Annotated in this window: 28 protein-coding genes, 2 tRNA genes, 1 pseudogene and 1 riboswitch; of the genes and pseudogenes, 15 read left to right on the forward strand and 16 right to left on the reverse strand. The window is 68.5% G+C overall.

Annotation, left to right across the window (positions count from 1 at the left end; translation table 11 throughout):
- Positions 1–597 (forward strand): L,D-transpeptidase (locus AB0L65_RS52375; protein ID WP_364263051.1); only part of this gene is annotated, 597 nt, incomplete at its 5' end.
- Positions 598–665: 68 nt separating this feature from the next.
- Positions 666–765: riboswitch (SAM riboswitch) on the forward strand.
- A 173-nt stretch (positions 766–938) separates the two neighbouring features.
- Here the strand turns inward: AB0L65_RS52375 and AB0L65_RS52380 are convergent.
- The 3 genes from AB0L65_RS52380 to AB0L65_RS52390 all read right to left on the reverse strand — a co-directional run bounded on the left by AB0L65_RS52380 (position 939) and on the right by AB0L65_RS52390 (position 3017).
- On the reverse strand, positions 939–1343 hold the full coding sequence (locus AB0L65_RS52380; RefSeq protein ID WP_364263054.1) for a hypothetical protein: 405 nt from the start codon (positions 1341–1343) through the stop codon (positions 939–941).
- A 493-nt stretch (positions 1344–1836) separates the two neighbouring features.
- On the reverse strand, positions 1837–1980 hold the full coding sequence (locus AB0L65_RS52385) for a hypothetical protein (RefSeq protein ID WP_364263057.1): 144 nt from the start codon (positions 1978–1980) through the stop codon (positions 1837–1839).
- A 578-nt stretch (positions 1981–2558) separates the two neighbouring features.
- Complete coding sequence (locus AB0L65_RS52390; RefSeq protein WP_364263060.1) at positions 2559–3017, reverse strand: hypothetical protein; 459 nt, start codon at positions 3015–3017, stop codon at positions 2559–2561.
- 304 nt (positions 3018–3321) lie between these two features.
- Here AB0L65_RS52390 and AB0L65_RS52395 point away from each other — a divergent pair, with 304 nt between their 5' ends.
- Complete coding sequence (locus AB0L65_RS52395) at positions 3322–3654, forward strand: DUF2716 domain-containing protein (protein WP_364263327.1); 333 nt, start codon at positions 3322–3324, stop codon at positions 3652–3654.
- Between the two features lie 183 nt (positions 3655–3837).
- Here AB0L65_RS52395 and AB0L65_RS52400 read toward each other — a convergent pair whose 3' ends face one another.
- Positions 3838–4026, reverse strand: a complete 189-nt coding sequence (locus AB0L65_RS52400) for a hypothetical protein (protein ID WP_364263063.1) — start codon at positions 4024–4026, stop codon at positions 3838–3840.
- Between the two features lie 361 nt (positions 4027–4387).
- On the opposite strand from AB0L65_RS52400, the gene AB0L65_RS52405 reads away from it, so the two are divergent.
- Together AB0L65_RS52405 and AB0L65_RS52410 are read left to right on the forward strand one after the other, a co-directional pair.
- Entirely contained in the window at positions 4388–4552 is a 165-nt protein-coding gene (locus AB0L65_RS52405) for a hypothetical protein (protein WP_364263066.1), read from the forward strand.
- 24 nt (positions 4553–4576) lie between these two features.
- Positions 4577–4924 carry a hypothetical protein gene (locus AB0L65_RS52410; RefSeq protein WP_364263069.1) on the forward strand — a complete coding sequence of 116 codons (348 nt, stop codon included), beginning with the start codon at positions 4577–4579 and terminating at the stop codon, positions 4922–4924.
- 199 nt (positions 4925–5123) lie between these two features.
- Here the strand turns inward: AB0L65_RS52410 and AB0L65_RS52415 are convergent.
- Together AB0L65_RS52415 and AB0L65_RS52420 are read right to left on the reverse strand one after the other, a co-directional pair.
- Positions 5124–5213: transfer RNA gene (locus AB0L65_RS52415), tRNA-Ser, on the reverse strand.
- Between the two features lie 162 nt (positions 5214–5375).
- Positions 5376–5942, reverse strand: coding sequence for a YceI family protein (locus AB0L65_RS52420; protein ID WP_363977288.1), 567 nt, complete (start codon positions 5940–5942; stop codon positions 5376–5378).
- A 109-nt stretch (positions 5943–6051) separates the two neighbouring features.
- On the opposite strand from AB0L65_RS52420, the gene AB0L65_RS52425 reads away from it, so the two are divergent.
- Positions 6052–6615 carry a MarR family transcriptional regulator gene (locus AB0L65_RS52425; protein ID WP_364263330.1) on the forward strand — a complete coding sequence of 188 codons (564 nt, stop codon included), beginning with the start codon at positions 6052–6054 and terminating at the stop codon, positions 6613–6615.
- A gap of 22 nt (positions 6616–6637) precedes the next feature.
- On the opposite strand, the gene AB0L65_RS52430 is transcribed toward AB0L65_RS52425, so the two are convergent.
- The gene (locus AB0L65_RS52430) at positions 6638–7147 is read right to left on the reverse strand and encodes a SigE family RNA polymerase sigma factor (protein ID WP_350732510.1); all 510 of its coding nucleotides are present in this window, start codon (positions 7145–7147) and stop codon (positions 6638–6640) included.
- Between the two features lie 216 nt (positions 7148–7363).
- On the opposite strand from AB0L65_RS52430, the gene AB0L65_RS52435 reads away from it, so the two are divergent.
- Both AB0L65_RS52435 and AB0L65_RS52440 read left to right on the forward strand, forming a co-directional pair.
- Positions 7364–8308, forward strand: coding sequence for a hypothetical protein (locus AB0L65_RS52435; RefSeq protein WP_364263072.1), 945 nt, complete (start codon positions 7364–7366; stop codon positions 8306–8308).
- A gap of 7 nt (positions 8309–8315) precedes the next feature.
- Positions 8316–9107: a MauE/DoxX family redox-associated membrane protein gene (locus tag AB0L65_RS52440; RefSeq protein WP_364263075.1), complete on the forward strand. Its 792-nt coding sequence runs from the start codon at positions 8316–8318 to the stop codon at positions 9105–9107.
- Between the two features lie 103 nt (positions 9108–9210).
- Here AB0L65_RS52440 and AB0L65_RS52445 read toward each other — a convergent pair whose 3' ends face one another.
- Positions 9211–10392, reverse strand: a complete 1182-nt coding sequence (locus tag AB0L65_RS52445; RefSeq protein WP_350732505.1) for an ATP-binding protein — start codon at positions 10390–10392, stop codon at positions 9211–9213.
- A gap of 263 nt (positions 10393–10655) precedes the next feature.
- Here AB0L65_RS52445 and AB0L65_RS52450 point away from each other — a divergent pair, with 263 nt between their 5' ends.
- Positions 10656–11114: a MaoC family dehydratase gene (locus AB0L65_RS52450; protein WP_350732503.1), complete on the forward strand. Its 459-nt coding sequence runs from the start codon at positions 10656–10658 to the stop codon at positions 11112–11114.
- Positions 11115–11213: 99 nt separating this feature from the next.
- Positions 11214–11315: pseudogene (locus tag AB0L65_RS52455) on the forward strand (sigma factor); the annotation flags it as partial.
- Between the two features lie 257 nt (positions 11316–11572).
- Here the strand turns inward: AB0L65_RS52455 and AB0L65_RS52460 are convergent.
- From AB0L65_RS52460 to AB0L65_RS52480, 5 genes are all read right to left on the reverse strand, one after another.
- Positions 11573–13129: a radical SAM protein gene (locus AB0L65_RS52460; protein ID WP_364263078.1), complete on the reverse strand. Its 1557-nt coding sequence runs from the start codon at positions 13127–13129 to the stop codon at positions 11573–11575.
- Complete coding sequence (locus tag AB0L65_RS52465) at positions 13126–13857, reverse strand: prolipoprotein diacylglyceryl transferase family protein (protein WP_364263081.1); 732 nt, start codon at positions 13855–13857, stop codon at positions 13126–13128. The genes AB0L65_RS52460 and AB0L65_RS52465 overlap by 4 nt, the downstream gene beginning before the upstream one ends.
- 1 nt (position 13858) lies before the next feature.
- On the reverse strand, positions 13859–14152 hold the full coding sequence (locus tag AB0L65_RS52470) for a hypothetical protein (RefSeq protein WP_350732493.1): 294 nt from the start codon (positions 14150–14152) through the stop codon (positions 13859–13861).
- A gap of 279 nt (positions 14153–14431) precedes the next feature.
- Positions 14432–15064 carry a response regulator transcription factor gene (locus tag AB0L65_RS52475; protein WP_364263084.1) on the reverse strand — a complete coding sequence of 211 codons (633 nt, stop codon included), beginning with the start codon at positions 15062–15064 and terminating at the stop codon, positions 14432–14434.
- Entirely contained in the window at positions 15061–16224 is a 1164-nt protein-coding gene (locus tag AB0L65_RS52480; RefSeq protein WP_364263087.1) for a histidine kinase, read from the reverse strand. Before AB0L65_RS52480 ends, AB0L65_RS52475 begins: the two co-directional genes overlap by 4 nt.
- Before the next feature lie 229 nt (positions 16225–16453).
- Between AB0L65_RS52480 and AB0L65_RS52485 the strand changes: the two genes are divergently transcribed.
- A tRNA-Arg gene (locus tag AB0L65_RS52485) sits at positions 16454–16526 on the forward strand.
- A gap of 120 nt (positions 16527–16646) precedes the next feature.
- On the opposite strand, the gene AB0L65_RS52490 is transcribed toward AB0L65_RS52485, so the two are convergent.
- Entirely contained in the window at positions 16647–17663 is a 1017-nt protein-coding gene (locus tag AB0L65_RS52490) for a LysR family transcriptional regulator (protein ID WP_364263090.1), read from the reverse strand.
- Between the two features lie 84 nt (positions 17664–17747).
- Here AB0L65_RS52490 and AB0L65_RS52495 point away from each other — a divergent pair, with 84 nt between their 5' ends.
- Positions 17748–17912, forward strand: a complete 165-nt coding sequence (locus AB0L65_RS52495; protein ID WP_364263093.1) for a hypothetical protein — start codon at positions 17748–17750, stop codon at positions 17910–17912.
- A gap of 208 nt (positions 17913–18120) precedes the next feature.
- A complete protein-coding gene (locus AB0L65_RS52500; protein ID WP_364263096.1) occupies positions 18121–21261 on the forward strand; it encodes a BTAD domain-containing putative transcriptional regulator in 3141 nt (1046 codons plus the stop codon).
- Here the strand turns inward: AB0L65_RS52500 and AB0L65_RS52505 are convergent.
- Positions 21245–21994 (reverse strand): ABC transporter permease, encoded by a 750-nt coding sequence (locus tag AB0L65_RS52505; protein WP_364263099.1) that lies wholly within the window; start codon positions 21992–21994, stop codon positions 21245–21247. The genes AB0L65_RS52500 and AB0L65_RS52505 overlap by 17 nt on opposite strands.
- Complete coding sequence (locus tag AB0L65_RS52510; protein WP_364263102.1) at positions 21991–22929, reverse strand: ATP-binding cassette domain-containing protein; 939 nt, start codon at positions 22927–22929, stop codon at positions 21991–21993. The genes AB0L65_RS52505 and AB0L65_RS52510 overlap by 4 nt, the downstream gene beginning before the upstream one ends.
- A gap of 206 nt (positions 22930–23135) precedes the next feature.
- On the opposite strand from AB0L65_RS52510, the gene AB0L65_RS52515 reads away from it, so the two are divergent.
- From AB0L65_RS52515 to AB0L65_RS52525, 3 genes are all read left to right on the forward strand, one after another.
- On the forward strand, positions 23136–24041 hold the full coding sequence (locus tag AB0L65_RS52515; RefSeq protein WP_364263333.1) for an aminoglycoside phosphotransferase family protein: 906 nt from the start codon (positions 23136–23138) through the stop codon (positions 24039–24041).
- Positions 24042–24539: 498 nt separating this feature from the next.
- Entirely contained in the window at positions 24540–25259 is a 720-nt protein-coding gene (locus tag AB0L65_RS52520; RefSeq protein WP_364263105.1) for a helix-turn-helix domain-containing protein, read from the forward strand.
- Between the two features lie 151 nt (positions 25260–25410).
- Positions 25411–25803, forward strand: coding sequence for a hypothetical protein (locus AB0L65_RS52525; protein WP_364263108.1), 393 nt, complete (start codon positions 25411–25413; stop codon positions 25801–25803).
- The last annotated feature ends 92 nt before the right edge of the window (positions 25804–25895 follow it).

A 25895-nucleotide genomic window follows, 5' to 3' on the forward strand; every position in this document is an offset into this window, starting at 1 on the left:
AGGCCGCGCGAGTACTGGCCGGTCGGCGAGAAGGTCACGGTGGTCGCGCACCTGGCCGGGCTGCGGGCGGGCCGGGACCTGTGGGGCACCAGGGACCGCAGCCTGACGTTCACCGTCGGCGACGAGCACATCACCAAGATCCGCAATGCCACCCACCGGGCGGTCGTGCGGGAGAACGGCGAGGTCGTCAAGGCCATCCCGGTCAGCCTGGGCAAGAAGGGCGACGAGAGCTGGTCCGGCGTCATGATCGCCCAGGAGAAGGCCGCGTCGACCCTCATGGACTCGGCCACCATCGGCAGGCCCGGCGAGTACTACGCCCATACCAAGTGGAATGTCCGGATGACCTACAGCGGCATGTTCTTCCATGCCGCGCCCTGGTCGACCGGCGCGCAGGGCAACAGCAACGTCAGCCATGGCTGCGTGAACGCCAGCATGGCCAACGCCCGCTGGTTCTACAACTTCACGCAGCGGGGAGACATCATCGAGGTCACGGGGACGTCGCGGAAGCTCGAGTTCGGCAACGGGCCGACGCCGTGGGCGAAGTCATGGGATGACTGGCTCGCGGGCAGCGCGCTAGGCAAGTCGATCAACGCCTAGGGTTTGGTTGGGCGGACCCGCTTGCGAATTGACGGTGTCCACCTGTGCGGGCATGATCTCGACTCGGTAGTTCATCCAGAGGATCTGAGGGACCTGGCCCTGTGACGGTCCGGCAACCTCCCCGGCGGGGAATCCGCGGGAAAGGTGCCAATGCCAGGAACGTGAGCTCCCGTTCGCCGGCCCTCTGAGATGGCTGCGGTGAGGCGCCCCTGAGCACCTGAACACGACCTGTCAGTAACCAGCCTGGCCACCCGGTGGCGAGGCTCGACCCGTGCCTGACCCATCACGCCGCCTTGTCGCGGGGTCCGGAGCGGACCCCGCGACACGAGGTTGACATCCCATCAAGCAGCGTCGAGCGCTGCGGTGATCTTGCGGGTCATCTCGGCCAGGGTGGGGCTGGGCCGGCCCTGGTGGGTACGGGCGGCTGCTTCGAGGGCGACGCTGACGGTGCTGCGGAAGTTGTCGGCCTCAGCCGGGTCCTGCTGCTTGAGCAGGCTCATGGATGCGGTCAGGGCCGGCAGCACCAGGTCGGCGAGGTCGGCGACGGACTTGCCGTACTTCACGCCCTTGGGCGCCTTGGTGAGCACATGCCCGACCACGCCGGTCGCGGAGGTCAGGGCGATGGAGCCTTCGGTGGCGACCTTGTGGGACGAGCCGGCGGCGCCGGCGGCGGACATCAGGGAGACGGCACCCCACGCGGCGGTCCGCAGGGTGAGCTTGTCCTGGTCGGAAAGGGTGATGGACATGGTGGCGTACTCCCTTGGCTCTGTTATGAAATGGGCTTCCACGAGAGGCGGGGGCGAGCTGGGCGTGCCCCGGTTCGCGCTCTGTGCATTCACTGTCGCCGACCGCTCTGATACCGGGCGGTTGGCGTGCTGACACGACGGCTGACACCGACACAGCATCCGACCCGATCGCCCGCGGGACACCGCCTGCCGCGCTCCTGACCCTCCTACGGGCGCAAGAAGGCCCAGACCGCGGAACGCCTCAAGGCTGGGAACAGGTGGACCGATCATGATCTGGCCTTCACCACGAAGCTTGGCGGCCCCGATCGAGCGCACGGAGGACTGGAAGCAGCGGAAGTCCATCCTCAAGCAGGCCGTCGTACGGGACGCCCAGCCCTTCTCATCGAACAAGGCGTTCAGGAAATCCTCGGCCACACCTGTGTGACCACCACCGGGCGCGCCACCCCCACGTAGCAACCCTCCAGATGAAAGACGCCCTCTGGGGTCTCCCTGGTCAGTGACGGTTAAGGTCCTCGATCGCCAGCACGACGGCTGTGATGAGAAACCCCAGCCCCACGCCCACCAGCGCGATGACCGCTGTGGTCGCATCGCCCCCTGTTCCGGTGAGAACGACCCAGCCGGCCACAACGAGGAACAACCAGCCAAGAAGGACGAGACTACGAACACCACTACGGCGAGTTCCGCTGCTGCGCTTCCACGACCATCCGTCGGTTGGGTGAGGCTACAGATGATGGTCCATGCATCACCGCTCAGGAAATATCCAATGCATGGGCCCTTCCAAGAGCACCGGGGCGGAGCAGCTCTCGGTGACGGTGGTGTTGCTGCGGCCGACCAGACCGAGATGACCTATGAGGCGTGCCCGAGCCGGAGAGCAGCGAGACGAAGCTGCGCCACATCTCGCCGAGTGTCTGCAACCCGCTGCCCATAGAAGATCAAAAAAAGGGTCCTCTCCCAACTACGGGAGAGGGACCTCCGCCTGTGGAGGATCGGGGATTTGAACCCCGGATGGGCGGTAAACCCAACCGCACTAGCAGTCCTCTGTCCGCTGTGATCGCCTAGAGCCGGTCGTGATCGATGAGTACCGAAACCCCCGGTCAACCCACTCGTCTCCCTACTGATGACGACCGGCAAGACCGATGATTGCCGGGCCTAACGGTCCGGCAAAGGTCCGGCATGGTCCACCGCCAGGCGGGCGCGGCAGCCATATAGCGCCATCTACAGGCCGAGGCGTTCCACCTCCGTCGCCTTCGCTTTGAGCGTCCTGGACGAGGACGGAGTCGAGGCGAACTCCTCCTCCTGGTAGCTCACCTCATCCCCCTGAATCGTGAACGTGTTGACGGCCGGGCCGTCCTCGAGGCCGGTCACCTCATAGGTGACCTGGTACTCCTGGTCCGGGTTCAGAGCCGGTCCGGAGTAGCTGACGCGGATGCTGTAGGTGACGTTGCAGCCGGCACTGCCGTAGCACTTCTTTTCTAGGACCTTCACGCGGAGGCTGAATTCCTCAAGGTCAGGCGTGTGCGTGAACGAGGCCGGGCTGGCGGAGGTGGTCGCGGCTGCCGAGGGTGTGCCACTCGTGGAGGCGGGGGCGGACAGCAGTCCTTTGGCAGTAGGGGCACAGCCTGCCAGCAGCAGGCCGGCGATCAGGGCGCCAGGCAGGACGGTAAGGGTACGCATGGGTTCTCCTTCTCGGGTGATGGAAGCGTGAGCGAGCACGCATGCGTGCCGGTTGACGTGCGCTTTCTCAGCGGACATATCGGGTAGCCGTCTCGATCGCGGCTGATGGCGCACCTCGAGCCACAAGCTCACGACGGCACAACGCACACGCCGGGGTGCCAACCTCGGGGTGCAGTACGGCGCCGCCGGCATCTGAAGGGCACGACTAGCGCGCCCCGCGCGTCGGTACTCGGTGTCGAAGTGATTCCCTTCACCCGAACCGTGCTTAGCCTCGACACCACGCTAGAGGCCAGAGGTAGAGGAGATCGTCGCGCGCGGATTACGTGCCAGCGCTCGGCCCGGCGACCGGCTCTACCGCCTCAAGTGGTACGTCAGCGGCTCTCGCCTCGACCCAACCCGCGTCGGCGGGCCAGGGCAGCCCCCGTGGACGAGTTACGCCTACCTCATCGATGAACACGTCATCCAAGTCACCGAGGACCTCCGGATGGGCACGTTCGGCAACTGGCGGGAAACATCCTTATGTGTCTTCGGTGACGAACTTCTCGCCCACGTAGACGATGACCTCACTGGCCTTCTTGGCACCGTGCTGCGGCGCGGCGGGCGCCCCGTTGGCAACGTCTGGAGCTTTGGTCCCTGACGACATGCCATGTCGGCACGTCAGCCGTACCACCGACTGGCCGCTGGCGGTTACCCGATGATCCGTTCCGACTGGCACACGGACGGCTACAGACACCCCACTGGTCCTTTGGCACGGCTGGAAGCCATGGGATGGCATATCGGGCATCGCCTGGCAAAACCTTCGCCTGGAGAGGAGCACCTCCTACCGCTTCATAGCTCGATAACGTTTGAGGAGCGCCGTGATTTTGTCGTAGTCACGCGCGCCGTTCAACTCGTCGAGCAAATCGTCGGGGCATGACTCGTAGAGGTCGCCCCACCAGCGTCGCACCTTGTTGTCCCAGATCCGGTAGCCGCCGGGAACGCCTCTGGCAACGTAGCGCCTCCTGCCCATAGCTCGTCACCCTGCAATCCGCCGGTTCTGGGGTCAAGCTCGGCGATCGGCCACGTTACTCGGTGAGCCAGGGTAAGGAACGAACCCTGGATCGTCGATCGCCCCCTACCGTGTACGGCGAACAGCCATGCCGCGGCGATCGTAAGAGCTGCTTGGGTGCGGCGGTGTGACAACCCCGGCCGGTGCGTCCGGTCGGTACGGCGGGGGCGGCGTGCGGTGCCCGGCCCGGCGTCCCGCGCCGTCCGGGACCGGCCCCCAGGCCGCACGCCCGGACGGCGGGCGGGCGGAGGGCCGGGGAGTCGGCATCTAGCCGGACGGGTCACCTGATCGCCGCCACCGTAGGGGCAAGACAGAGGCGGAGGTGACGCGCAAGGTCCGCGAGCTGGAATACCAGCGAGAGTCAGGGCGTGTGAGCAAGGCGGGCCGTGCTCCGACCGTCGCCGAATGGATGGCGGAGTTCCTCTATGTGATCTGCGAGCGCCTGGTCCTCTCGGAGAAAATGGCGCCGCGCACGCTGACGGACTAACGATCCAAGACGAGGAATTGGATCGTGCCGCTCCTCGGCAAGCGTCGCCTCGATCGGCTCGCCCCTGAGCACCTGGACACCGCCTATACCGCGATGCTCGAAGAGGGCCTCTCCTCCAGCAGCGTTCTCAAGGTCCACCGCATCCTGTCTCGTGCCCTCACGATCGCAGTACGGCGGAGACGCGTCGCACGAAACGTAGCCACGTTGGTGGACGCGCCTTCCGCCGCCACAACGAAGATCGAACCCCTGACAGGAGAAGAGGCGCGGCGCATCCTCGACGTCGCCACGACCAGGAGGAACGGCGCTCGCTGGTCCGTCGCTCTGGCGCTCGGCATCCGGCAAGGCGAAGCTCTCGGACTCCGCTGGTCATAGATCCTCGGCCACACCCGGGTGACGACCACAGAGCGCTACACCCATGTGGCGACTCTCCAGGTGAAGGACGCCAGCAACCGCATGGACCAGGCCCTCTGGGGCACGCCCTGACGGGCAGCTGTAACCCAAACTGCAACCCTGACGCCCACAGAGATCAAAAGGCCCTCTCCCCGTACTCGGGGAGAGGGCCTTCCGCCTGCGGAGGATCGGGGATTTGAACCCCGGATGGGCGGTAAACCCAAACCGCATTAGCAGTGCGGCGCCATAGACCTGACTAGGCGAATCCTCCTGGAAGCCTTCGCGGCTCAGGACAGCGTACCGGCCTTCTGGCGAGGCAGCAAAGTGATTGATCCCCGTCCTTCGCCAAGAGTTATCAACAGCCTGTGGGTAACTGCCTGTGGATGAAGCCCGCCCAGAGCGTGGACGGGCTTCGGGGCTGTGGATAACCGGGTTACGCGGCCGGGTTGGCCTCGCCCTCGATCTCAATCTTTACCTTCTTGCCCACCAGGACGCCGCCGGTCTCCAGGGCCTGGTTCCAGGTCAGGCCGAACTCCTCGCGGTCGAACTCCGTGGTGATCGAGAAGCCCCAGACCGGAGCGCCCCACGGGTTGGTGCCGGCGCCGCCGTACTCGACCGTGAGCTCGACCTCCTTGGTGACATCACGCACGGTCAGGTCACCGGCGACGGTGAACTCGTCGCCCGAGTGGCCGACCACGCGGGTGCTCCTGAAGGTGATCGCCGGGAACTTCTCCGTGGCCAGGAAGTCGTCACTGCGGAGGTGGCCGTCGCGGTCGGCGACCCCGGTGTCGATGCTGTCGGCCTGGATCGTGAGCTCGGCGGTCGACTCGAGCGGGTTCTCGGCGATCGTGACCGAGCCGCTGAAGGAGCCGAAGTGGCCACGGACCTTGCTGACCATCATGTGCTTGACCACGAAACCGATGCGGGTGTGAGCCACGTCCAAGTTGTAGGTGCCGGCGGCGGGGATGGTCAGGGACTCCCAGGTGCGGGTGGTGGTCATCGGGGTTCTCCTCGGTTGGGGTTCGTTGCTGTGCGGATGTCTGCGGCAACAAATTTCTACACGAGGAATATTCCGCACGTCAACTATCGTCGGTTACGCTATGAGGGTGATGAACTTTGACGACCACCGGCTGACGGCCGTTGGACTTCTGACGGAGGTGCATGGGGGGCTGCTGGCCAGACTTCAGCCTGTGCTCGGCGGCGCGGGGTTGTCGGAGATCGATTTCGAGACCGTACTCCGGCTGGGCCGCTCCCCAGGACAGCGGCTGCGGATGAGCGATCTGGCCGCGCAGACCGAGCTGTCGACGAGTGGGGTGACCAGGGTCGTCGACCGGCTGGAGCGGGAAGGGCTGGTGACCCGGCAGGCGTGTCCCAGCGACCGCAGGGCCTCCTACGCCGTACTCACCGAGACCGGGCGGGCGCGGCTGGAGTCCGTGCTGCCGCAGCACGTGCAGGACATCGACGACTGGTTCACCGGGCTGCTGGGCGCGGAGGAGCTGGAGACGTTCCTGGCCACGCTGCGGAAGATCAGGGACGTGGTACGGCCCTGCGCCACCGCAGGGGCAAGTGGGGCTCAGGCCGCGGCAGCGTGCGCGGAGATGGCCGCACAGCAGCCGGAAGAAGCCGCAGCCCAGGGGCGAGCCGCCATGAGCGTGCAAGCCGAAGCCCCATGAGGCCGAGGTCGTAGATCGAAGGTCATGAGCCGTGCCCGTGCGATGGAAGGCCCAGCGCGTTCCTGAGCTTGGCCATCGCGCGCGACACCGTGCTCTTTACCGTGCCCACACTGATCCCCAGCGTCCTGGCGATCTCCGGCTCGGTCATGTCCTCGTAATACCGCAGCACGATCGCCGCCCGCATCCGCTCCGGCAGCTCCTCCAGAGCCTGTTCCAGCTGCTCGTGCACGTCCCCGTGCGGCTCCTCGGAGGTGCAGCACACCTCGGGCAGATCGTCCGAGGGATACTCCTCCAGCCTGCGCCGCCGCCACTGCGAGATGTTGATGTTCACCATGGCCCGCCGCACGTACCCGTCGAGCGCCCCCCGGTCTTCGATGCGGTCCCAGGCCAGGTACGTCTTGGTCAGCGCGTTCTGCAGCAGATCCTCCGCGTCCAGCGGGTGTCCGGTGAGCTGGTGGGCCGCGCGCAGCAGAGCAGGACCGCGCGCCCTCACGTACTCGCGGAACTCGTCTTCCCAACCGGTGGTCTGCATCGTGGCCAGAATCGCAGCCTGATGCTCTATTGAGCCTGAACCAGAATTCAGGTTTCGGCCCGCCGACGATAAAGGTAGGTCAAGGTCGGTGGCGGTTTGTTCGACGCCGGGTGTCATCTCACTTCCCCGGGGATGCGTATTTTGATCCCGTCTGCGCCGCTACGGTGTGAGCTACGCCCAAGTCGTGTGAATCTAGTACCGACGAGGGAGGGGCCGATGGGGTATCCGAGCGTTGAGCGCCGCCGGGTGCTCGCCGCGGCCGCGCTCGGTCGCGAATCCGGCGTTCCCGGTCCTGACCCGGACAATGGGGAGCCTTTACGCGCTGTCGCCGGCGAGATCAAGGACGTCAGCCCGCATCTGATCATCATCGAGACCCCCGAGGGCGCCGAGGAACGGCTCGTGATCGCCCCCTGGGCCACCGCCTGGCACGGGAAGGACGCCGCTCCCGCCGACCTCCCCGCGGGTTCCATGGTCGTCATGCGTACGCGTGACGGACGCGTGGTGGAGCGCATCTGGGCGGACACCACCCGCATCACCGGGACGATCCTGTCGATCAGCGGGCGCAGGGACCTGACGGTCGAGCTCGACTGCGGCCCGCACCGGGGCCACCGTACGGTCGTCATCCCCTACCGGGCGTCGGGGCGGCTGCAGGTGCGGCATCCCAAGTTCGAGCCCGGTTACCTGTTCGACGCGATCGGGATCAGGCAGAACGGGACGAGCCTGGCCATGTTGCCCGCGACCTCGCAGCCCCCTTACCCGGCCCGCGCGGTGCCCACCCCGCCGCCCGCGTACGCCGGGCTGCAGTCCCGCATCTCGGGCCCCGCCACCTGGTCGGACACGTTCGACGAGGAAGAGCGCGGCGCCGCGTACCCGATGCTGGAGCGCTCCGACACCGGCTGTCCCGACGCCGGCGTGTCGTGCACCGGGCTGCCGTTCCTCGCCGTCGGGTCGCTGCTCCAGGTCAGGAACCTGTGCTCGCAGCGGAACGCCAACGTTCCCGTGGTGGCGTGCGGGTGCGTGGCGGGGCGCTTCTGCGACCGCTGCGTCGAGTGCGACACGTCGCCGCGCGGACGGGTCGTGGAGCTGTCGCCGTTCTCCTACGTGGAGCTCGGCGGCGACCTGGTCAAAGGCTGTTTCAACGCTCAGATCGGATTGGGGTGACGGGCACGTGTTCGAATCGCAGCTGCCGCTTCTGATCGCGCTGCTCCTCTTGGGCATGGTGGCCAAGATGATCACCGTGCGCACGGGAGGCGAACCCGGCTCGCTGTCCAGGCTGGGGCCCGCGGTCCTGGTGCCGGGGCGGATGCAGGCCGTCGCGCTGCTGGTCTGCGCGGCGGGTGAGCTGTTCCTGGCCGTGGGGCTGCTGGTCACGACGCATCCGTTCTTCCGGTGGGGTACGGTCGCGTTCTTCGCCCTGTCCACGTATGTACTGCTGGAGCTGCGCAGACGCCGGCCGGACGCGGGCTGCGGCTGCTTCGGCGAGGTGAGCTCGGCGCCGGTCGGACTGCGTTCGGTCGGCCGGACGGTCGCGCTGACCGGGATGGCCGGGTTGTCGGTGTGGGCGCCGGTGCCGGGGTGGGTGGCCGTGGTCCACCCGCAGTGGCTGACGGTCGCGGGCGTGGCCGTGCTCGCGCTCCTCTCCCCGGAGATCGAGGAGCTGATCGACCGCGTACGGTTCCGCGCCCCCTGCGAGCAGCGCCGCGGCCCCGCCGAGTCGGTCACGCTGGCCAGGCTCAGGTCGAGCGGCACCTGGCGGGCCCACGCGGGCGAGCTGACCTCGGCCGAGCCATACGACAGCTGGCGCGAGCTGTGCTGGCGCTTCTACGCCTTCCGCAACCACGAAGCGGACGACGTGGTCTTCGCCGTCTACCTCAGCGGTCGGCGCCCGGCGGTGCGGATGGCCGTGGTCAGCGCGGCGGGCAACGGGACTCTGCCGGAATATACGCCAGTATCGGCCTGACGCTAGAAAGCGTTAGATTCCGCTCGACAGGCATGGCGATATAGCTCTATTGGGCTGTCTAGCTTCCCCACTAGACAGCCCAATAGAGGTCTAGGGGCGTCGCTCAGATCGGCTGAGCGCGCAGGAACTTCCCGAAGTGCGGCACCGTGAACGCGATCAGACCGCGCTCGGCGCTGTAGATGAGCCCTTTCTTGATGAGGCTGTCACGGGCGGGCGAGAGGCTGGACGGCTTTCGCCCGAGGGCGTCGGCCACCTCCGCGGTGGCGACCGGCTCGTCGCCGATCTGCGCCATGGCGTGCATGTAGTCGCGTTCGGCCGGGGTGGCCCGCTCGTAGCGGCTGCCGAAGAACCCGACCGCGAGCTCCTCCTCGGCCTCCGGCGCGGAGACCTTGACGTCTTCGATGGTGATCGGGCTGCGCGGCGCCAGGTCCCAGGCGACCTTGCCGTACGCCTGCACGAAGTAGGGGTAGCCGTCGGCCGCCTCGTAGAGGGCGTCGAGGGCCTCCTGGGTGAACTCCACCTCTTCCTCCCGCGCCGGCAGGATCAGTGCCATGTCGGCCGCCTCGCGGTCGAGCTTGTCGATGCGCGCGTAGCGGAAGAGCCGCTCGGAGTAGCTCTTGCTGGCCGACAGCACGCTCGGCAGGTGCGGCAGCCCGGCCCCCACCACGATCAGCGGCCCGCCCGTCTGGGACAGCTCGTGGCAGGCGGCGCAGAGCGCGGAGACGTCGGCGGCCGGGACGTCCTGCATCTCGTCGATGAAGAGCGCGATGCCCACGGCCAGGTCGGTGGCCACGCTCGCGGCGTCGACGAACAGCTCGGTGAGGTCGATCTCCAGGTCGCCGGAGTCGGCGCGCCCGCGGCTGGCAGGCACCTCGATGCCGGGCGACCAGTGCGAGGTGCCCTTGGCCGCCGCCGGATCGCGCATCGCGAACGCCTTGAGCACGCCGAGGAACTCCTCGATGCGCTCGGGGGCGCGGTGGCGCGGCGCCAGCTCCCGGATGGCCATGTGCAGCGCGGCCGCCACGGGGCGCCGGATCGACTGGTCGGGCCGGGCCTCGATCTTGCCCGTGCCCCACAGCCGCTGCATGGCCATGGACTTGAACGTGTTGAGCAGGACGGTCTTACCGACCCCTCGCAGGCCGGTGACGACCATGCTGCGCTCGGGACGGCCGCGGGCCACCCGCTCCAGCACGACCTCGAACTGCTGCAGCTCTCGGTCGCGCCCGGCGAGCTCCGGCGGACGCTGGCCGGCTCCGGGGGCGTAGGGGTTTCGCACAGGGTCCACGCTCTCGGACTTTATTGCCGGATATAGCGGCCGTCTTAGATTTGGGAAGAAAGTGCTACGGCGTGTCCGAGCAGGGGCGGTCGCGAGCACCGTCATCGGACACACCCCCTCTCACCAGGCCGAACCCTTGTTCGATTGCGGTACACAGAACTGTAGCGCGGACTCGAACACCTATGCGATGGTTTCGAGTAAAGATCTTCGCAACAGGTCGCGGCGGCGCCGAACTTGGCACCCGTCCCGCCTGCGCAATAGCGTTCGGATCCATGCGGACCTTCGCGAATGTTCAGGAGCTCAAGGCGGCCGTCGGCGAGAAGTTCGGCCCGACCGAGTGGCGCACCGTCACCCAGGACCAGGTCAACCTCTTCGCCGACGCCACCGACGACCACCAGTGGATCCACGTCGACGTGGAGCGGGCCAAGGAGGGGCCGTTCGGGGCCACGATCGCCCACGGCTACCTGAGCCTGTCGCTGCTGCCGTCGTTCATGTTCTCGATGGTCAAGGTCGAGGGCATCGCCATGGGCGTCAACTACGGCCTCAACAAGGTCCGCTTCCCCCGGCCGATCCTGGTCGGCGCCCGGATCAGGGCCGTGGGCGAGCTGACGGACGTGAAGGGCACCCCCGCCGGCTACCTGTCCAACCTGAAGATGACGATCGAGATCGAGGGCGAGAAGCGGCCCGCCTGCATCGCCGAGACGCTGAGCCTGTACGTTCCCGCCGAGTAGGTTTGCAACAGAAGCGCGTCCCGTGTGATCCCTGGGTTCGTGGAGGATTTCGACGAGTTCGTCCGAGCCCGGGGCGACGCGCTGCTCCGGTACGGCTTCGTGCTGGCCGGAAATTCCGAGGACGCGGCCGATCTCGTACAGGAGGCCCTGGCCCGGCTGGGTGACGCCTGGCCCCGCGTGCGCAAGAAGCACGACCCCGAGGGGTACGTCCGCACGACCATGGTCAGGCTCCACATCAGGTCATGGCGCCGGCGGCGCCGGGAGGAACCGGTACGCCCTTTTCGTGCTGCGCGGCGGAACGGACACCGTCGTGCTCTACGACCTGTCCACCGGGACAATGGGCCGGCTCGGTCCCTGGGCGAAAGGTCCGGGAAGATCCTCTTCGCCCTCCGACACGCCCTTCTGGGACACCGGCACAACCCCCTACAACACCATGCCCGGCGGAGGCGGACAAGAGTTCACCGTGGTGAACCTGGCTGCTCGATGAGCACCGGCTCGAAGGGCGCGCGCGGCCGCGCCGCCACCGCCGACAGGCGCTGCCGCGAGAGCTGGGGCCAGGCCTGCACGGCGCAGAACGGCGCGCACTGGTCCTGCTCGGCCCGCGTCCCCACGTGCACGCAGCACTGCGCGAGCCGTTCCTCGATCATGGTCGAGATGTCCATGAACGGCTTGATCGTGATCCGGACCACCCGCTCCCCCAGCATCCTGCGCAGCTTCTTCCGCCTGACGGTCAGGGCGAGCAGCGTGGAGATGCCCAGATCGCAGTTCTCGCTGATGGTCCGCCACAGGTCGCCGATCTGCGGGTGCGACAGTGACGACTGCTCCGACAGCAGGCCGAGCAGCGACTCCTGTACGGCCAGGCGCAGCTCGCGCGGCAGCTCGGTGTCGGCGATGCGGTTGGAGACCAGGCCCAGGTTCTGCTTGAGGCGGTCGTGGCCGATCAGCGCGGCGAGCGAGCGCCACCTTCTCGAGTCGTCGCGCAGGAGGTAGCCGACCGAGCAGCAATGGGGGTGGGAGCAGGGCAGGGCGGTCAGGTCGCGCCAGGTCACGAGGCCGTCGGTCTGCGGGCCGAGGCGCTTGAGCACGCCGGTGTGGGTGAGCCGGTCCATGGGGTCGATGGCGCCCGACCTGCCGGACCCGAACTGGGGCTGGATCGACACGCCTCCCACGTACGGCGTGTCGAGGGCGAGGCGTACGACGTCGCCGATCTCACCGTCGTTGACGCCCAGCGCGACGGTCATGACGAGGGTCGTGAAGATCTCCCGCTCGGACAGCCTGCTCACGGCCTGGGCCTTGATGCGCGTCAGGTCGCCGCCCCGGTGGTGCTTCGAGGACTCCGCCGACGGGCCGTCGTACTGGAGGTAGACCTCCACCCGCTCCTTGTGCTCGGTGAGCAGGTCGAGGAGGGAGTCGTCCCTGGCGACGAGGACGCCGTTGGTGTTGATCAGGATGCGGGTGACGGGACGCTGTTCGAGCTCGGTGAGGAGGGTCTTGAGCTCGGGGTGGAGCGTGGGCTCGCCGCCGCTCAGCATGAGGACGTCGAGCTTGCCGTTCTCCCTTTCGAGGCGCTGGTCGACGTTCGCGAGGATGTCCTGGACGGGGACGATGCCGGTCAGGTCGGGGGAGCTGTCGGCGAAGCAGGTGGGGCAGCGGAGGTTGCAGGCTTCGGCGATGTCCTCAAGGAGAATGCAGGTGTGCTGGGTCTGCATTTCGGGGAGGCCGTGGAGGTAGGCGGAAGGGATGGGGAGGAAGTTCCCGGAAACATCGGGTACGTGCTGCTTGGTCGGAGCGGTCCACTCTTCGAGATATTTCAGGATTTCTGGGTCTTCGTCATACAACGTCTTGATTAGGCCGTGTTCGCGGCAGCCGCGCTCCAGCCAGATCCTGCCGTCGCGTTCAGCCAGATAGCCGCTCAGCCGCTCGACCTTGTCGAGGTCCTGGCCGTGGCAGTGGGGGCAGAACGCGTTGACGTACCTGTGGATGCGGTCGCCCCGCGAACCCATGCCTGCACTCATGCCATGACCTTTCGCTCGAACAGGGGATCGTAGTAGCCGCGCCGCCAGCCGTACCCGAGCCTGAGGGCGAGCAGCAGCACGCTCGGGACGAGGAACCACTGGGGCCTGGTCAGGTCGAGCCAGACCGTCTCGTTCGCCCTGGTGAACTCGACGAGGAAGCGGAAGACGGCGTACGCGGCGACGTAGAGCGTGAACAGCTCGCCCGGCTGGGTGAGCCGCTTGCGCGCCCATTGGAGCGCGGCGAAGGCGGCGAGCTGGAAGATGATCTCGTAGATGAACGACGGGTGCATGGCCTGCCCGGTGAGACACCCGGGGCACTCGGGAGTGGTCGGGGGCGCGTGCACTCCCCATGGCAGCTCGGTCGGCCTGCCCGGCGCCTCGGTCAGATGGCATCCGATCCTGCCGACCGCCATGCCCAGCGCGACGGCCGGGGCGAACAGATCTCCCGTCCGCTCCTTGTAGCCGATGATCTTCTTGGCCAGCAGCACGCCCACGTACGCGCCGGTCAGGCCGCCGAGGATGCTGCGGGAGCCGTACAGCCAGAGGTCCTTGAGATCCAGCGTCTCCAGCCAGCCCGCCAGCCGCATCCCGATGGCTCCCCCGACCAGCGCGCCGGCGACGGCGGTCAGCGACTGCTCGTTGAGCGCGCCCCTCCGCCGCGCCTCCCGTACGAAGACGACCGAGGCCACGAGCACGCCCAGGCCGACGAATATCTCGTGGTAGGGCATGTCAGGTGTACAGGCCGGGGTTGAGGCCCGTGCAGAAGCCGGCGGTCACGATGGACCAGAGCGCCCATCCGATCATGAGGCCGAGGCCTATGCCTTTGGTCCACGGCTTGCGGACGAACTGCAGCCCCGCGCCGGCGCCCAGGCCGATGAGGGCGAGCAAGATCGCGCCGACCGCCAGGTATGGGGTGGTGGCGCTGTCGGATGTGCCGAACGCGGCGACGAAGACGAGCAGCCCGATGACGATGTTGAAAACGCTGTAGATGGCCACGCCGGCGAACGCCAACGCGACGAACACCCCCGTAGACGTACGCCCAGCCGCCGGCGCCCCCTGAGGATAGGGCGGCTGCCCATACGGGGGCTGACCGTATGGAGGCTGCCCGTGAGGCGGCTGACCGGGACCGCTCGGGTACGGAGGCGGCGGCCCGTACGGCGGTTGCCCGGATCCGTACCCCGGAGACGGGGGGACCCAACCGGCCTGCCCCTCGGATGACCCTTCCCCCGGAGGCGGGGTGGGCTCTCCGGGCTGCTCCGGGGGCGGTGGCGGTGGCGTGCTCACAACGCCCAGATTAAGCCTCTACATCCCTTCTCCCGAGTAGTAAATCGCCGCCTGCACCCGGCTCTTCAGCCCCAGCTTGTTCAGCACCCGGCTGACATGCGTCTTCGTCGTCGCCTCCGCCATGTCCAGCTCTCTGGCGATTTCGGCGTTCGACAGCCCTCGCCCGATGCAGGCCAGCACCTCCCGCTCCCGAGGCGTCAAACTCCCCGGGTCGGCCACCGGCTCTCTCCGCGGCGCCTGCCCGGCGAACGCCGCGATCAGCTTCCGCGTGACCCCCGGCGAGATCAGCCCATCCCCCCGCGCCACCAGCCGTACGGCCTCGACCAGCGATTCGGCATCGGTGTTCTTCAGCAGGAACCCGGCGGCCCCCGCCCGCAGCGCCCCGAAGACGTACTCGTCGAGATCGAACGTGGTCAGGATCAGCACATCGCTGACCCCCGCCAGCTCCCGCGTGGCCGAGATGCCGTCGAGCCGCGGCATCCGCACGTCCATCAGCACCACGTCCGGGCGCACCTCCCGGGCCATGGCCACGGCCTGCTCCCCGTCCGCCGCCTCGCCGACGACCTCGATGTCCTCGGCCCCGTCCAGAATCAGCACGATCCCCGCCCGGACCGCCGCGTGATCGTCGGCCACCAGCACCTTGATCGTCACCGCGCCTCGACCCCCGACTCCCTTTCCCGCGAACCAAGGCCCAGGACGGCCGCGTACGGCACCGGCTGCTCATCACCGGTGGGCAACTCGGCCGACACCCGCCACAGATCACCGTCCCCCGAGGCCCCGGCCTCGAAAGAACCACCGACCAACAAGACCCGCTCCCGCATCCCGATCAGCCCTGCCCCGGCCCCAGGCAGCCGCGCCCCGCGCCCGCCGACCGCGTTCTCGACACTCATCAGAACCCGCCCCGCCTCGTACGCGATGACGACCCGGACGGGCGGGTCCCCATGCTTGAGCGCGTTGGTGAGCGCCTCCTGCAGGATCCGGTATCCGGCGAGGTCAACGGGCGCGGGCAACTCCCGCGACTCCCCCTCGACCCGCAACTCGGCGATCAGCCCGGCCCGCGTGACCCGCTCCACCAACGTCTCCGCATCGGCCAGCCGAGGCCGCATGGCCTCAGCGGGGTCGTCACCCTCCTGCCGCAGCAGCCCGATCATCGTCCGCATCTCGGCCAGCCCCTTCACGCTGTTCTCCCGTACGGACTCCATGACCTTCCGCACGGTCGCCCGATCGAGATCCTTACGCGAAAGCGCGGCGGTGGACTGGATGGCGATGGCGCTGAAATGGTTCGCGATCATGTCGTGCAGCTCGCGCGCCATCCGCGTACGCTCCGCCGCGACGGCCGCCTGCCGGTCGAGCTCGGCCAAATGAGCCACCTGCTCGGCCCGCTCCCGCTCCGCCGCCGCCCGATCCCGATGCTCCCGCAACACCAGCGCCGTGGTGACGGGCGTCACCAGCACCAGCCCCGCCTGCACCCCCATGACAGCGAGCATCCGCCAGTCCGCGGCGAGGAACCCGGCCACGGCCCCGGCCGCGACTGCCAGCACGGCGGTGATCCCGAGCAGCCACCGAGCGAACCGAGCCGGCCCGTAAAGCGCCGCGGCATAGAGGTTGTCAGTGAAGATCAGCACCGTCGCCAGCGAAGGCCCCACGAACGCGTCGATCGTGATCGCGACGACCCCCAGCCCCAGCGAGGCGAGGGGCGCCCGCTCGCGCACCAGCACCCCGGCACAGGTGATCGCCAGCGGCACGCACAGCAGCCATACGGGCACGCCCCGCTGGAGCGCGGCCCCACCCGCGATGAGAACCACCCCCATCGCAAAGGCCACCCCGGCCCCCAACGCCTCCCGTTTCATGTCCTCATCTCACCACCCCACACGCCCTGTTCCCTCCTGCGCGGGACCCGCCTGTGGATACACCCTTCGATGTACCGCCACCCCCGGCCAACCAGCGAGATCACGGGCAAGATGGAGGGAGCGGGCCCCACGGTTGCCATATCTGGTTCGAGGTACTCCGCAGAACCCGCTATGCTTGCTTACGCAGCGAGCGGCCGTAGCTCAATGGATAGAGCATCTGACTACGGATCAGAAGGTTACGGGTTCGACTCCTGTCGGCCGCGCACAGTCGAAAGGCCCGCCACCAGGGACATCCTGGAGCGGGCCTTCGTGCTTGTCAGGACGATCTTCGCGGGGACGTGATCGACGGGCGTGCCCGTCCATGTCGTTGCGGGTCGCCTCGGTCATGCCGACCGCCGTCCCGAACCCGGGCCCGCCTCGGAGACGCCATCCCCGCGACCATGTCTCGACCGCTTCAGCAGCGTCTCGTCGGCCTCGGGCAGCCAGGAGTGCGGCGGCCGGTGCAGCCGGCGTTCCACGCCTCGGATCTCCGTCACGGCCTGGAGCAGCGCGTCCAGACCCGGATGCCGCAGGCCCTCAGGGAAGACGAGGTTCTCCAGGGCGAGCGGTACGGGATCGACCAGCGGCCGCACCACGGCGCCGGGGATCCCGCCGACCTTCGACGTGGCCAGCACGGGCTCTCGGTGCCGTTGCAGGTAGAGGCCCATCTCGTGGGATCCGACCGGCGGCGCGTGTGGCGTGGCCAGGGTGAGCCCGAAGTCCTCCGCCAGGCGCTCGCCCAGGTCGGTCCACTCGGTGGTCGCGGGGTTGCCCGCCATGGCGTCCAGCGGGAAATCGGCCAGCACGCCGAGTGGCACCTCCTCCAGCGCGGCCAGGGGATGGTCCTCGGACACCAGCACGGCGAGCGGGTCCAGCCGTACGGGCACCTGGGCCAGCCCCTTGCGCACGGAAGCGGGCAGTCCGGCGAACCGGCCGAACGACACGTCGAGACGCCCCTCACGCATGGCGGCGGCCCCGGAGGCCAGCCCGCCGTGGAAGCGGGCGAGGATCTCCACTCCCGGCGCCAGTTCCCTGGCCCTGACCAGCGGCCGCGGCGGCTCGTGCCCCTGCATGTTGACGTCCACGAGCAGCGGTCCCCGCGCGCTGGAGACTTCCGCGATCAGCTCGTCATGCAGCGCGAGCAGCCGCCTGGCCCCGGACAGCAGCCGCGCTCCCGCCGGGGTCAGCTCCACCCGTCGGGTGGACCTGGTGAACAGCGCCTGCCCGAGCTGCTCCTCCAGCCGCCGCACGTCACGGCTGAGCGCCTGCTGGGCCACGTACAGTCGGGCGGCGGCACGGCCGAAGTGCAGCTCCTCGGCGACGGTCACGAACACCCTGAGCAGCCGGGGATGCAGGTCCACGCGGCAACATTAACAACAGATCCGCGTTGATCCCGGCCTTTCCGGTGTTGGACCCGGCGTCGCGATCTCCGTCAGGCTGGATCCATGATCCCCATGAAAGAGCTGCTCAGCGGCATGCCCCTGTCGCCCGCCCAGATCGGCGTCCTCCTGAGCCTCGTCCACCCGCCGGGGCTGACGGCTCAGAACGTCACAAACGGGTGGCCCACGAAGAGGCCGAAGCACAGGAGGTCCAGCACGGGCACGACGTAGTGCCGCGGCAGCGGGTTTGACCTGTTGGCCGGCCCACTCCGGCAGGCAGGCTCAGGGCCGGTCTTGGCTGCCGGCGGCTCAGGCCGCCATCATCCGCCGCTGCCGCAGGGACCGCCGAAGACCCAATACGTTCGCCTGACCTGCGACAACGCCTTTGGATTGCATGCGGTGGCGGTAGTCGTCGCCACGGTTCGGCACAATTACCGATATGCGAGTCGGATTGCTCGGACCGTTCGAGGTCCGGAACCATGACGGGGCCGTAGTAGAGGTTCCCGGGATTCGGCTGCGCGCACTGCTGGCGGCGCTCGCCCTCGAACCCGGCCGGATCGTCACACGGGCGAGGCTGGTGGACTGGATCTGGGGGGAAGAGCCGCCCGCGGACGAAGTGAACGCCTTGCAGGCGCTGGTGTCCAGGCTGCGCAGGGTGTTGCCGGCCGGTGTGATCGAGGCGGATTCCGGCGGGTACCGGCTGGCCCTGGCTGCTGATGCCGTGGACGTGTCCCGGTTCGAGCAGTTGGTCGGTCAGGCCCGTGCCGCCGAGCCTGCGGCGCGGGCGGATCTGCTGCGCCCGGCCTTGGCATTGTGGCGTGGTACGGCCATGGCGGACATCGCGCTGCAAGGCAGCGACGCGTTCGACTCCGCGGTCGCGCGTCTGAACGAGCTCTACGTCGCCGCGCTCGGGGATCGGGTGGATGCCGACATCCGCCTCGGCCACGGCTCGGAGTTGGTCTCCGAGCTGACCGACCTGGTTGCCACGTACCCGCTGCGGGAGGGGTTCGTGGCGGCCTTGATGCGAGCGCTCGCCGAGGCGGGACGTGAGAACGAGGCGTTGACCCTGTACCAGCGGACGCGCGAGCGGCTCGCCGAGGAGCTGGGCGCCGATCCGTCGGCCGAGCTCTCCGCGCTGCACACCGCGTTGCTCCGTGGCGAGCTGGGCCGGCGGACGGAGAACCACAGGACGAACCTGCGCGCCGAGCTGACGAGCTTCGTCGACAAGGATGACGACATCTCCGCGGTCGCCGAACTGGCCGTCAAGCACCGGCTGGTCACCTTGACGGGGGCGGGCGGCTCGGGCAAGACCAGGCTGGCCACGGAGACCGCGCGAACGATGCTCGCCGAGCTGCCGGACGGGGCGTGGCTGGTCGAACTGGCCTCGGTGGGGGCAGGCGGTGAGCTGGCGCAGGCCGTTCTCACCGCGATCGGCCTGCGTGACCAGGCATTGCTCGGCGGCGCGCGGGCCGGGGACCCGATGGATCGGCTCATCACCGCGGTCCGGGAGCGCACGATCCTGCTGATCCTGGACAACTGCGAGCACGTGATCGAGGCGGCCGCGGCCTTCGCGGATCGGCTCCTGGGAGAGTGCCGCAGGCTGCGGATCCTGGCCACGAGCAGGGAACCGCTCGGTATCTTCGGGGAAGTGCTGTGGGGGGTCGAGCCACTCGCGCTGCCCGCCGAGGGAGCCGACCCCTCCGAGGTCGCGTCCTCGTCCGCGGTGCGGCTGCTGCGGGACCGCGCGGGTCTGGTGCGCAAGGACGTCGGCTCCGACGCGCACACCTTGGCGACCATGGCGCGGATCTGCCGGGCGCTCGACGGGATGCCGCTGGCGATCGAGCTGGCCGCGGCACGGCTGCGCACCATGTCCGTCGATCAGCTGGCACGCGGGCTCGACGACCGTTTTCGTCTGTTGACCGGCGGCAGCCGTACGGCGCTTTCCCGGCACAAGACGCTGCGCGCGGTCGTGGACTACAGCTGGGACCTGTTGACCGAGGCCGAACGTGGCGTGCTGCGGCGACTGTCGGTGTTCTCCGGCGGGGCGAGCCTGGAGGCGGCCGAACGGGTGTGCGGGGGCGAGGCGTCCGCCGGGGAGCAGGTGTTCGACGTGCTCACCGCGTTGATGGAGAAGTCGCTGCTGCTCGCCGACGGCGAGGACACGCCGCGCTACCGGATGCTCAACACCATCAGGGAGTACGCGGCGCACCGGCTCGCCGAAGCCGGGGAGACCGAGCAGGCGCGCCGGGCGCACCTTGCGTACTTCACCGAGCTGACCGAGACGGCCGATCAGCACCTGCGCCGGGCCGAGCAACTGGAATGGCTGTCCACGCTCGAGCCCGAGCACGACAACATCAGCGCGGCCCTGCGCGGAGCGATCGCCGAGGGATGGGCCAAGGAGGCGACGCGGCTGGTCGGGGCCGCGGGCTGGTACTACTTCAGCAGGCACCGGGTCGAGGGCGCCGAGTTGAGCATCGCGGCGGTCTCGCTGCCCGGTGAGGTGTCCGATGAGGTGCGGGCGTTGGCGTGCCTGATCGTGACCATCTTCGTGAGCTCCGGGGTCGGCGGCGATCAGTACAAGGCGCAGGAGTGGATCCAGGAGGCGTACCGGTTGTCCCAGCGCAGCGGGTATCACCACCCGCTGCTCGGGTTCGTCGGGCTGCTGGAGCGGATTCTGGAGGGTCCGACGGACTTCCTGCCCGCGTTGGAGCCGCTCATCACCGACGATGATCCATGGGTGCGCGCGCAGGCCAGGCTCACGCGTGGCCGGTTCCGGCTCACGCTCGGCGGCGACGAGACCGACGTGGACGTGGACGCCAAGATCGCCCTTGCCGAGTTCCGCACGCTGGGTGACCGGTGGGGGATCTCGTTGGCGCTGACCTTCCTGGCCGAACGGCTCGCCATGCGCGGCGAGTTCACGCGCGCGTGTGAGCACTACGAAGAGGCGGCCGTGGCGATGACCGAGATAGGCGCGACCGAGGACGTGATCGGCCTGCGGGCACGGCAGGCTCAGCTGTACTGGCTGCTCGGCGATGAGCGATCCAGCACGTCCGCCATGGCAGAAGCGCAGCGGTGCGCGGGCGGGATCGCGTGGCCGGACGCGCTTGCCGAGCTGGCGCTGTCGAAGGCGGTGCTGGCGCGCTGGCGCGGCGAGCCGGAACAGGCACGCGAGCACCTGGCCACGGTGCGGGCGGTGCTGGGCGACTCGGACAGGGTCGGCTCCATCCTTGCCAAGACCATGGACCTGTACGGCTACCTCACCGAGGATCTCGAGACGGCCCGCGCGCATCGGACCGACGCGTTCCGCAAGACTGTGGAGCATGCGTATCTCCCGGCGGTCGCCGAGGTGTTGATCGGGATCGCGGATCTCGCGCTGCGCCAGGGACAGTACGAGCAGGCCGCGCGACTGCTCGGGGCGAGCGACAGCGTGCGCGGTACGCCGGATCGTTCGTTGCCGGACGCTGCCAGGATCGCCGCGGACACGCGGAATCGCCTCGGCGAAACCCTGTTCACCGAGGCGACCCATGACGGTGCGCGGAGGGACTGGCGCGAGCTGGCCGAGATCACGCTCGCTTCGTGAACGACGCGCGCGCCCAGAAGTAGCCGATCAACATGATCCCCACGCACCAGGCGATCGCCGTGATGGCCGAGCCCGTCGACGGCGCGCCGGTCAGCAGCCCGCGCAGGGTTTCGATGATCGAGGTGAACGGCTGGTACTCGGCGAATTGCCGTGCCCCCGGCCCCATCTTGTCGGCCGGCACGAATGCGCTGCTCAAGAAGGGAAGGATCATCAGTGGGACGCCGGCGAGGCCCGCGCTTTCCGGCGACTTCGCGGCGAGACCGCACGCGACGGTCAACCAGCCGATCGCCAGTACCGTCAGCACGACGATGCCGATCACGCCGAGCCACTGCGAGAAACTCGCCGACGGCCGGAATCCCATCAGCAACGCGACCCCGGTGACCAGCGCGATGGCCAACAGGCTCCGTAGCATGGTCCCGATCACGTGCGCGTTCAGCACCGCGGCCCGGGACACGCTCATCACACGGAGCCGGTTGATGAATCCGCTCGTCATATCGGAACTCACCGCGATCGCGGTGGGGCTGATGCCGTAGCAGATGGTCGTCAGGATCAACCCCGGCGTCGCGTAATCGGCATAGTTGACGCCGACGCTGAACCCGTCGCCGAGCACGTAGACCATCAGGAACATCAGAACGATCGGCATGACGATGCCGTTGAACAGCGTCAGGGGATTTCTGATCGTGTGGCGGAAGTTGCGCCGCAGCATGGTCGCGGAATCCGAGATGACGTTCATCGTGCGCTGGCCTCCTTGTTCCCGTGACCGGTGAGGGCGAGGAAGACGTCGTCCAGGTCCGGGGTATGCACCGACAATTCCTCGACTTCTATGGAATGCGCGTCGAGCCGATCGAGCAGCGCGCGCAATGACCTCACCCCGCCGTCGCCGGGTACCCGCAAGGTCAGCTCTTCGTCGTCCCTTGTGGACGCGTGCAGGACCTGCGCCGCGGCGTCGAGCGCGTGCCGGCCGGTGAACCGCAGCCGGACATGGCTGCCGGGCACCTGGCGCTTGAGCTCGTCGGCGGTGCCCTCGGCGACCAGCCGACCCTTGTCGAGTACGGCGATACGGTCGGCGAGCTGATCGGCCTCCTCGAGGTACTGGGTGGTGAGGAAGATGGTCGTGCCGTCGGCGACCAGTTCCTGGATGATCTCCCACATGGTGCGGCGGCTGCGCGGATCGAGTCCCGTCGTGGGCTCGTCCAGGAAGATGATCTGCGGGTTGCCGACCAGCGTCATGGCGAGGTCCAGCTTGCGGCGCATGCCGCCGGAGTAGGACGCCGCCGGCTTGCTCGCCGCTTCGACCAGGTCGAACCGGTCGAGCAGCCGGCCGGCGATTCGTTTTCCCTTGGGCAGGTGCAGGAGGTCCGCCATCAGCAGCAGGTTCTCCTCGCCGGTGAGCAGGTCGTCCACCGAGGCGAACTGCCCGGTGACCCCGATCGCCGCCCGCACCGCCTTGGTCTCCGTGACCACGTCGTGCCCGGCGACGACCACCTTGCCGGCGTCGGGGGTCAGCAGCGTGGTCAGCACGTTCACCGTCGTGGTCTTCCCGGCACCGTTGGGTCCGAGCAGGGCGAAGATCGTGCCGCTGCGGACATTCAGGTCGACGCCGTCGAGCACGACCTTGTCTTTGTACGCCTTTCGCAGCCCCGAGGCCGTAATGGCTGAACCGTTCATGGCATTTACCATCGCCGACCGGCCTGATACCGGGCCGTTGCTGTGCTGACGCGGCCACTGACACGAACACCGCGCCTACCGCTCAGTAGTCCGACCAGGCCACCCTCCGTCTCCATGCCCAGTTCGTACGACGCGTTCGCCCACCCGTGGCGGCCGAAAAACCGTTGCGGGCGAGGGCCGCGACGCGGAACGCTTCCGGCGTGGATATGCACGCCAACCAGCTGACGGTGTCACCGGAGACAGTACGCGCCTTGGTGGATGAGCAGTTCCCCGAGTGGCGGAGCCTGCCGATCACCGGCATCGCGGCCCACGGGACGGTCAACGCCATCTTTCGCATCGGCGACCGCTTCGCGGCTCGGTTCCCTCTGCAGGACGGGCACGTCGACGCGATTCGAGGCTGGCTGGAGTCCGAAGCGGAAGCCGCCCGGGAGCTGGCAGGTCGCACGCGGTTTCCCACGCCCGAGCCCGTCGCGCTCGGTGAGCCCGGCGCGGGATACCCCCTCCCGTGGTCGGTGCAGACCTGGCTGCCCGGCGACGTGGCCACCCATGAGGACCCGGGCGAATCGGTCGCGTTCGCCCACGACCTGGCCGATCTCATCAATGACCTGCGCGCGATCGACACGCGTGGCCGCACGTTCGCCGGCCAGGGCCGGGGAGGCGACCTTCAAGCCCATGACGGCTGGATGGAGACCTGTTTCGAGCAGAGCGAACAACTCCTCGACGTCCCCCGGCTTCGCCGGCTGTGGCAGGACCTTCGGAGCCTGCCGCGCAAGGACGCCGACGTGATGACCCACAGTGATCTCATTCCGGGCAACGTGCTCGTGTCCGCCGGTCGGCTGGCCGGGGTGCTCGACGTCGGCGGCTTCGGACCGGCCGACCCCGCTCTGGACCTTGTGAGTGCCTGGCATCTGCTCGAGGCCGGGCCGCGGCAGGTGCTCCGCCTGGGCCTCGGGTGCGACGACCTGGAATGGGAGCGAGGCAAAGCATGGGCCTTCCAGCAGGCGATGGGCGTCGTCTGGTACTACCTCAAGACCAACCCGCCCATGAGCCGGATGGGCCGACGCACTCTGGACCGCATCCTGAGCTCCGGATCCCGCTGGCCGTCGCCATGAAACTTTCACCCGACCTCGGCGGTCCGAAATCCAGGAATGCTCCTTTCATACCTGGCCACACCCCCGTTTCTGCTGGGTGACCGAAAACGCCGGAAAAGCCCACTGATACGAAACAACCCCGCCGACGAATATCGCACTGCGCGTTCCAGAAGAGACGGACGTCACGGGGAGAATTCGACATGGGGGACCTCTTCGGCATGCTCAAACGCAGGGCCGACGACAACGCGAGGAGAGTGGTGGACGCCTGCGCCGGCGAGATCGCCGGTTTCCAGGCGATCGAGTCCGGATCGCGGGCGTCGATGATGGAGTTCGCGGTCGTCGTACGGCGTCGGACGGCCGAACTGGCCGCCTCCGGCGAGCCGCTGCTGGAAAGCGACCTGGCCTTCATCGAGTCGGTCGGCGAGCAGCGCGGCGGCGCAGGCGGTCTACACCCGCGGCTACTTCCGGGGGTACGAGCGGTTCCTGCCGACGGCCTCGCGCGTCCATCTGCTGGCCACCATGGTGCTGCACGACGACCCGATGGCCGGCGAGCTGGCCGGGAGCCTCGGAGTGCCGGTGACCGAGCACTATCTGGTCACGGTGGTGCGGGTGGCCACGGAGCCGCCGGAGCAGTGCCGGGAGGAGGTCGTGGGCACCCTGTTGCAGCGGCACCGCATGCCGTTCGGGTGGCAGGAACCGGACGAGTTCGTGGCGCTGGTGCCGTACCACGGGACGCGGCCGGAGCACCGGGCGGCGGCCGAGGGCTCCGGGCTGGCGCTGGCACGGGCGGTCGCCGAGGTCGTGGGGCGGCCGTGCTCGGTCGGCACCGCCCACGGGCGGCGCCGCGCGCTGGTCCCGGCGGCCGCGCTGGCGCGGAAGGTCAGCCGGGTGGCGCCGATCGAGCGGGTGCCGCGCCGGCCGTACGGGGTGGCCGACGTGTTCGCGGAGCTGGGGGCGGTGGAGACGCCGCAGGTGGACCAGTGGCTGCGGGAGACGGCGCGGCGGCTCGGCGACGGGCCCGACCTGGTGCCCACGCTGGACGCCTACTACCGCAACGACATGAACCGGCTGCGTACGGCCGAGTCGCTGCACATCCATCCACGCACGCTCGACTATCGGCTGCGGCGGGTGCGGGAGCTGGTCGGGATCGAGCCGGGCTCGACGCACGGCGTCCGGGTGCTGAGCACCACCGTCACCCGGCTGCTGGCCGGCGCGTGGAACGAGCACGGCTTTATCTGACCGCCATTTTGACATTAGTGATAACCGCCGGCCCGGCGCCATGGCGGAGGTTCTCCCGAAGTGACGATGACCGGCGCTCCTGGCTTGGCGAAAGTATCACTGGTAAGGCTCGGCCGGGCCGAAAGGGAAATCCAGCGAAAGGTTCGATCACATGGCAGTACATGCGAGAAGAACGCTCGTCGGCGTGCTGGCCGCGATCACGGCGCTGCTGTTCTCTGTCGCGCTTCACACGGGTTCGGCCGCCGCGGCGCCCGAACGCGGGTTCACCGACCAGTCGACCACGACGCTCAAGGACGCCCAGGGCAAGGACGGCGGGGCCGCGCTGACCGCCACCTACTCGTGCTCCCGGAGCGTCCCGATCCCGGCGTACTACATCGACATCGACTGCTCGGTGTTCACCGGGGCGATCAGGATCCTGGTGACCTGCTCCGACGGTTACCAGTTCGCCAGCCCGATCATCTTCGCCGGGAACCGGTTCACCGGACGCGGCACCTGCGGGCCGCCGTGGACCGTACGCTCCGCCAACGCCGAAACGGTGTTCTGACCGGTCCATCCGCTCCCCGAGCCACCCGGGACCACCGGGTGGCTCTCTCATACGTAAAAGCTGAAGTGCCGGGCGCTCGATGGTCGGAGTCG

The organism is Nonomuraea sp. NPDC052116 (assembly GCF_040680035.1).
Lineage (GTDB): Bacteria > Actinomycetota > Actinomycetes > Streptosporangiales > Streptosporangiaceae > Nonomuraea > Nonomuraea angiospora_A.